The following is a 3,718-nucleotide window of genomic DNA, read 5'->3' on the forward strand; positions in this document are numbered from 1 at the left end:
GGGGGCGCGCCGGGTGGAGCTGCCGACCTACGCCTTCCAGCGCAAGCGCTACTGGTCGCCGGACTTCCTGGTCAACGCCGCCCAGCAGGGCTCCCAGCCCGCGCAGCCGGGCACGGACCCGGTGGACACGGCCTTCTGGCAGGCGGTCGAGGAGAACGACCTGTCCTCCCTCGCCGAAGAGCTCGGCGTCGAACCGGAGCCCCTGGGCGAGGTCCTGCCGGGACTGTCCGCCTGGCACCGCAGGAACCGCGAGCGCTCGGTCACCGACACCTGGCGCTACCGGACCGTCTGGGAGCCGGTGCCGGTGCCGGGGACGGCGGGCGGGGAGCAGGCCGGCACCTGGCTGGTCGCCGTCCCCGCCGGGTACGGCGACCACCCCGCGATCGACGCGCTCGCCGCGCGCGGCGCCACGGTCGTGCCGGTCGAGCTCACCGGAGCCGACGCCGGTGACCTGGCCGGACGGCTGCCGGCCGGACCCCTCGCGGGCGTGCTCTCGCTCCTGGCGCTCGACGCCGAGCCGTACCCCGCGCATCCCACGCTCTCCCGCGGCACGGCCGCCACGATCTCCCTGGTGCAGGCGCTGGAGGCGGCGGGCGTGCGGGCCCCGCTCTGGTGCGTCACCTCGCAGGCCGTCACCTACTCGGACGAGCCCGCCGACCCGTTCCAGGCGGCGGTCTGGGGCCTCGGCACGGTGCTGGCCCTCGACCACCCCGGCACCTGGGGCGGACTGGTCGACCTGCCCGCCGGAGCGGGTGACCGGGACCTCCGGCTGCTCTGCGACGTCGTCACCGCCCCCGCCGGCGGCGAGGACCAGCTCGCCGTCCGCGACGGCAGGATCCTCGCCCGGCGCATGGTCCGCGCCCCCCGGGGCGGCGCGAAGCCGTCCCGCCCGTGGCGACCCCGGGGGACCGTGCTCGTCACCGGCGGGACCGGCGGGATCGGCGCGCACGTCGCCCGCTGGCTGGCCGCCGGCGGAGCCGAGCGCCTGGTGCTGACCAGCCGTCGCGGCCCGGCGGCGGAGGGCGCCGCCGAGCTCGCCGCGGAGCTGGACGCCCTCGGCACCCGGACGACCGTCGCGGCGTGCGACGTCGCCGATCGGGAGGCGCTGGCCGCGCTGCTCGCCTCGCTGCCCGAGCCGCCGGCCGCAGTCGTCCACGCCGCCGGCGTCATGCACGACCCGGTACGGCTGGCGGACATGTCGATCGAGGACTACGCCGAGATCGGCCGAGCCAAGATCGCCGGTGCGGTGAACCTCGACGAGCTGACCGGTGACCTGGACGCGTTCATCCTGTTCTCCTCCGGCGCCGCCGTGTGGGGCAGCGCCGGGCAGGCCGCCTACGCCGGAGCCAACGCCTTCCTCGACGCCCTCGCGCAGCGGCGCCGGTCCCGCGGGCTCGCCGCCACGTCCATCGCCTGGGGCACGTGGGGCGGCGGCGGGATGGTCGACGCGGACACCGAGGTCCACGCGCGCCGCCTCGGCCTGCGCTCGCTGGACCCGGCACCGGCGGTCGGCGTGCTCCAGCAGGCCCTCGACCACGGCGAGAGCCACCTGGTCGTGGCCGACATCGACTGGGAGCGCTTCGTCCCCGCCTACGTGCTCTCCCGGCCGCGCCCGCTGCTGGACGCGCTGCCGGAGGTCCGGGCGATCCTGGACGGCGACCCCGCCGACGCGGCGCCGCGCGACTCCGACCTGGCCGGACGGCTGGCCGGCATGCCGGAGGCCGAACGCTCCCGGGTCCTGCTCGACCTGGTGCGCGCCCAGGTGGCCGCGGTGCTGGAGTACGACGGCGCGGCGACGGTCGAACCCCGCAGGGCATTCAAGGAACTCGGCTTCGACTCCGTCACGGCCGTCGACTTCAGGAACCGGCTCAGCGCCGCGATCGGCAGGAAGCTGCCGACCACGGTGGTCTTCGACTACGCCACCCCCGCCGCGCTCGCCGACCACCTGCGCGCCGAGCTCTGCCCGGACGCGGGCGACCCGGTGGAGGCCGAACTCGACCGGCTCGAGGCGATGGTGGCCTCCCTTTCCAGCGCGGAGATCGAACGCGCGCAGATCGTCACCCGGCTGCGGGCCGTGCTCAACCGGCTCGGCGCGGCCGACGGGACGGCGGTCGCCGAGCGGCTGGAGGCCGCGACGGCCGACGACGTCTTCGACTTCATCGACAGAGAGCTCGGGCTCGCCGGACCAGAGGCGCCCGTCCGGACAAGCGACTTGTGAGGGTCTGATGGCGGATCAGGACAAGCTTCTCGACTACCTCAAGCGGGTCACGGCCGACCTTCACCAGACGCGCCAGCGGCTGAGCGAGGTCGAGGCCGGGGAGCGGGAGCCGATCGCGATCGTCGCGATGAGCTGCCGCTACCCGGGCGGCGTGCGGTCGCCCGAGGACCTGTGGCGGCTGGTCGCCGAGGGCCGCGACGCCATCGGCGAGTTCCCGGCGGACCGGGGCTGGGACACCGATGAGCTCCAGGCCGGTGACGCGGACCGGCACGGCACCAGCTACGTGCACGAAGGAGGGTTCGTCGAGGACGTGGCCGGCTTCGACCCGGGCTTCTTCGGCATCTCGCCCCGCGAGGCGCTGGCGATGGACCCGCAGCAGCGGCTCGCGCTGGAACTGTCGTGGGAGGTGCTGGAGCGGGCGGGCATCGACCCGGAGACGCTGCGCGGCAGCCGTACCGGGGTCTTCACCGGCTCCGGCGGCCAGGACTACATGAGCCTGATGGGCCTGATGCCCGAGGCGACCGAGGCGTACCTGAGCACGGGCAGCTCGGCCGCGGTGATCTCCGGCCGGGTGTCCTACACCCTCGGCCTCGAAGGCCCCGCGATGACGATCGACACCGCGTGCTCCTCCTCCCTCGTCGCCCTCCACGTCGCCTGCCAGGCGCTGCGCCGGGACGAGTGCGACCTCGCCCTCGCCGGAGGCGTGCTGGTGATGTCCACACCCGGCCCGTTCGTCGCCTTCAGCAAGCAGCGCGGTCTGGCCCCCGACGGCCGCTGCAAGCCGTTCTCCGAGGACGCCGACGGCACCGGATGGGCGGAGGGCGCCGGAATCCTGCTGCTGGAGCGGTTGTCGGACGCCCGCCGCAACGGCCACCGGGTGCTGGCCGTCATCTCGGGCTCGGCCGTCAACCAGGACGGCGCGTCCAACGGGCTGACCGCGCCGAACGGTCCCTCGCAGCAGCGGGTCATCCGCCAGGCGCTGGCCGCCGCGCGGCTCACCCCGGCGGACGTGGACGCCGTCGAGGGCCACGGCACCGGGACCGCGCTCGGCGACCCGATCGAGGCGCAGGCGCTCATCGCCGCCTACGGCCAGGGCCGCGACCGGCCGCTCTGGCTCGGGTCGATCAAGTCGAACATCGGCCACGCCCAGGCGGCGGCGGGCGTCGGCGGCGTCATCAAGATGGTGATGGCGCTGCGGCACGGCGTGCTGCCCAAGACCCTGCACGTCAGCGAGCCCACCTCGCACGTCGACTGGTCCGCCGGGGACGTGCGGCTGCTGACCGAACCCGTGGACTGGCCCCGCAGCGACCGTCCGCGCCGGGCCGGTGTCTCGTCGTTCGGGGTGAGCGGCACGAACGCGCACCTGATCGTCTCGGACGCGCCCGACGGGCAGCCGGAGCAGGCGGACGCCGACCGGGCCGCCGCACCGCCGGCGCTGCCCGTGCTGCCGTGGGTGGTCTCGGGCCGGAGCGCGCAGGCGTTGCGGGCGCAGGCGGAGCG

General features: G+C 75.5%; 2 protein-coding genes. Both read left to right on the forward strand.

Annotated features, from left to right (window positions below):
• Nucleotides 1-2,218 (forward strand): SDR family NAD(P)-dependent oxidoreductase (locus tag ABD823_RS34140; RefSeq protein ID WP_344867044.1); only part of this gene is annotated, 2,218 nt, incomplete at its 5' end.
• Nucleotides 2,219-2,225: 7 nt separating this feature from the next.
• Nucleotides 2,226-3,718 (forward strand): type I polyketide synthase (locus ABD823_RS34145; protein ID WP_344867046.1); only part of this gene is annotated, 1,493 nt, incomplete at its 3' end.

It is taken from the genome of Planomonospora alba, from assembly GCF_039534085.1.
Classification (GTDB): Bacteria; Actinomycetota; Actinomycetes; order Streptosporangiales; family Streptosporangiaceae; genus Planomonospora_B; species Planomonospora_B alba.